The organism is Nostoc sp. CHAB 5836, from assembly GCF_020829445.1.
Classification (GTDB): Bacteria; Cyanobacteriota; Cyanobacteriia; order Cyanobacteriales; family Nostocaceae; genus Nostoc.
In genome coordinates, this window is record NZ_JAIVFV010000317.1 from 1 (window position 1) to 3,793 (window position 3,793).

Below are 3,793 nucleotides of genomic sequence, written 5' to 3' on the forward strand. Positions count from 1 at the left end.
AAGTATATTGAAGATCCTCACCACGCATCAAACTAAAAAGAAAATGCCACGGTGGTTAAAACCACCCGTGCCGCTTCCCTCTCAGCTTTAAAAAGCTGAGTTTCCCGCATCCCGCGTATTTCTATGAGGGCAAATCCTTTTGAAAAGGGTTGAACTAGAGGTTTCAAGATCGACGTCGTTTAAATGTAATTCTGTCATTTAGCACAGGTTGTGATATTCTTAAATTTACGATGCTATTTTAATGGCGGGATGTGGCGCAGCTTGGTAGCGCACTTCGTTCGGGACGAAGGGGCCGCTGGTTCGAATCCAGTCATCCCGATTTGTACATTGGCTCAAAAGAGCATGAACTGCGGCGCTGTTATAAAAATATAATATTTTCAAGGTTCGGATTAGTGAATTAAATTTAAGCGGCTTGACGTTCTTGGTAAGCAAAGACGGCTAAATTTCCCGCTTTTTCTTATCAACTACCTTTGATTTGCTGTGTACCAATTTCATTAGAAATTCCGACTTTTGCAGCTTGGAATTTAACGTGTCGCCCAAGTCCCCACCCTCAACTCTTAGTAGGGTGGGGTTCTTCGGGTTTAGTAGGTAATCAACCGGACATGATATTATACAATACCACCTTCGGGTAGGCGATCGCGTACAATAGTGGTTCGCTAAGTTTTGTGTTGCGGTTATATTTCGACTTACTTCGGCTGCGCGGTTCCTGAGTTTACGGTCACTTGTACTGAGCGTAGTCGAAGTAGCGCAGTCGAACTGCGTAGTCGTTCGCCAGTGCGTCTCGCTCTTAAGGGCACTACAATTCAGGGCGAGTCGAAGGGAGTCGAGGTATTACGAATTATTTTAATTGCGCCAACCTACTCTACTTCGCCTGAATTGGTGTTAAGGCTACACCTCGATAATAATGCCCCAAAATTTGCAGGTGGTTGACTCCCTGCCGAGCCAGGTTGTACGCGCCCCATTGACTCATGCCCAAACCATGACCAAAGCCAAGCCCTTGGAGTACAAAACTACCATCGGCTCCCTTCGTGACGGTAAAGCGCGTACTTCTTAACTTGAGGGCTGTTCGCACTTGCTCACCCTGTAGTACCTTTGTGCCCTTGTTACCGACAATTTTCAAGACTTTAACACTGCCGAAAGGCGAGAATGTTTCTGGAATCATGGCCGTCACACTGCCAAGTTGAGAAAATTTAGCGCTAATTTCATTGGGTGAGAAGGATTTGACCCAATTACACTCACGGATATTTTGATCATAGTCTTGAACAGCACGCAGGTAAGGGAGAGTATTTCCCCAAACATCTTCTACGTTTTCAGTATGTCCTCCAGAACAAGCGTGGAAGACTGAGAGAATAATTCGGTTTTTGTAAGTTAGTACCTGCCCCAGAGTGGAATCCACTGCGGCGTAAGTAGCAGGAGATTCACTAATCACACCTTTGTAAATTTGCCAACGATCGGGGGTATTGCCTAAATCGTAAACGGGATTATTCCGTTGTTTTTCTCGTTCGTAAAGAGCGTAGGTGCGGGCTGCGATCGCTTGGGCTTTTAAAGCTTCTTGAGGCCAGCTGGCATCCATTTCGCCACCGAGAACGCTGTAGAGATACTCTTGGTCATCAACCCAGTTAACAGCAGTTAAGCCTTTCTCTGTGGGGACAACCAGAGTTCTACCCCGATACCAGCGATCGCCAATATAAACGAACCCTTTACCAGTTGGCTCAATCCAAAATAAACCAGACTGCCACTTATCTAAAGCAACTCCGCCAGGAATGGCTTGGGCATAATATGCACTCATGGCTGGTAACTGTCCAAGAGTCCGTCCAGTACTATCCTTGACGATCCCAGTAGTGGAACTGCCCACTTTTACCTGATTAACCCCTCTTTCAATTGCCACGCGCAGGATTACAGAGGCTTGCGCTGGGGCAACCAAAGCTATCCACAAAAGGATACTTACCCACCAATGACGTACTTTTATCTGGGAAAATAAAGAGCCTAAGTAAAGTTGGAATTTCATGCTGATCATCTAATCACACTAGTATCTAATTGACGCTCCGAATTATTACGTCTACTACTTTAAGATGAGACAGTTCTCCAACGCAGGAGGTTGCCACCTCCCACTAATTATGCATTTTGCTTTAGCTATAGAGTAGAAATCAGTTAATCTGGCAGTTTAGCCCCCTAGTGGGAGCGATCGCGCATACTACAAGTTCTCACCCATGCTTCATCCTACAAATATTAGCGCGATCGCATTTAAAAACCGTCCAAAAGAGGACGCGGGGAAATTAGTCTTTGCGTCTTTTTCAATCTACGATGCCAATACCTTTTGAGAATTGCTCACTTCATTTGCGATAATTCCAATTAAATTCAACTTACTCAAAATTTCTGTAGCTTGAGTCAGTTCAGTTCGGGTCACTTTACCCATACGCTCTACCATCACAATTCCATTACAAAAAGATGCCACAATTCTGGCATCAACCGTGCCTAAAATAGGTGGAGCATCTATAAGTACTAGGTCATAACTTTGCTCAAATAACTCTATTAGTTCTTTCATCCGTTGAGAACTGAGCAACTTCACTGTGTCTTCTGGTTCTGGGCCAGCAGTTAAAATATCAATGGAGGGGTGAATGGGTTGAATGTAATCTTGAAAATGAGTAGTTGTCTCATCAACTAATAACAGAGATAGTCCCCAGTCATTGGAAAGTTCCAGGATTTTGTGCAGGCTAGGATTATGTAGGTTAGCATCAATAACTAATACCCGTCGATGCATCCGGGTAGCGCTAGCCACAAGCCCTAATACCAAGGTTGTTTTCCCTTCCCCTGGTAGCGCTGAAGTAAACATCAGCGACTTGAAAGGCAAGGGATATTTTAATATTTGAATATTTTGGTAGATCATGTCCAAGGTTTCATGAACGGGCAATCTAGTAGTGACTTCTATTACAGACAAATCTGAGCTTGACTGCCCATTCCAAGGCAGACCTAACCGCCGCTTTTTCACATCACTTGATGGTAGTTTTGGTACTGACCCTAGTACACGTAGGTTCGTCAGTTTCTTTAAATCTGCCACACAATAAATAGCATCATTAAACTTTTCCAAAATTAGGGCTGCTAAGATACCTAAAATCGGCCCAATTAACGCTCCCCCAACCAAAAGTAATAATCTCTTGTTTCCCATATAAGTACCGAGAGCAGGTTCTGTTAAAACTTGCCAGTTGTATCCTTCCTGAGCAATTTTCAGTCCCAAGGACTGTTGTGTCTGGAGTAGTTGCTCAAGGGTTTTGCGACTAGTTTCTACCTTGGGTAGCAGACGGTTATACTCTGCTATTAAGCTTGGGTATTTGTTTAGCTCAGAACGCAGTCTCTGTTCTGACTGGGCTAGATTCTTTTCATTTGCAGTTAGTCCTAAGACAGTTGTTTGCACCAGAATCAACTCGTCTACTAGTATTGGATCAACCCCTAGTATTTGCCCTTTTAAGAGTGGTTTTGCCTGACTGCTAGTAATAGCTTTCACTTCTTGTCGTAATAGCGAAAGTTGACTTTGGCGTTGCTGTTTTAGCTTTTGTACTGAGGGGTAATCGTCTGTATAGCGGAGGCGCTCCTTAGCCAATGCTAGTTCAGTTTTTTGAATTTCACTCAATAGTGCTTGGTAGCGGGTTGACTGATTTAAACGAGAAGAAATTAGTTCATTGTGCTGGGATGAAGACGCTATTTGTTGCTCTAGGTTATCGTAACGAGCGTTTGCATCTTGAAGATTGGCACGAGCAGTTTGTAGCTGTTGTTGAATATCGGCTAAAGATTCTAG

Annotated in this window: 2 protein-coding genes and 1 tRNA gene; 1 reads left to right on the forward strand and 2 read right to left on the reverse strand. The window is 43.9% G+C overall.

Annotated elements, in window-relative coordinates:
- Positions 1 to 245: 245 nt before the first annotated feature.
- Positions 246 to 319: transfer RNA gene (locus LC605_RS31645), tRNA-Pro, on the forward strand.
- 543 nt (positions 320 to 862) lie between these two features.
- Here the strand turns inward: LC605_RS31645 and LC605_RS31650 are convergent.
- Together LC605_RS31650 and LC605_RS31655 are read right to left on the reverse strand one after the other, a co-directional pair.
- Positions 863 to 2,008: a SpoIID/LytB domain-containing protein gene (locus LC605_RS31650; RefSeq protein ID WP_229551350.1), complete on the reverse strand. Its 1,146-nt coding sequence runs from the start codon at positions 2,006 to 2,008 to the stop codon at positions 863 to 865.
- A 291-nt stretch (positions 2,009 to 2,299) separates the two neighbouring features.
- A partial coding sequence (locus LC605_RS31655; protein WP_229551351.1) for an exopolysaccharide transport family protein occupies positions 2,300 to 3,793 on the reverse strand: 1,494 nt, incomplete at its 5' end.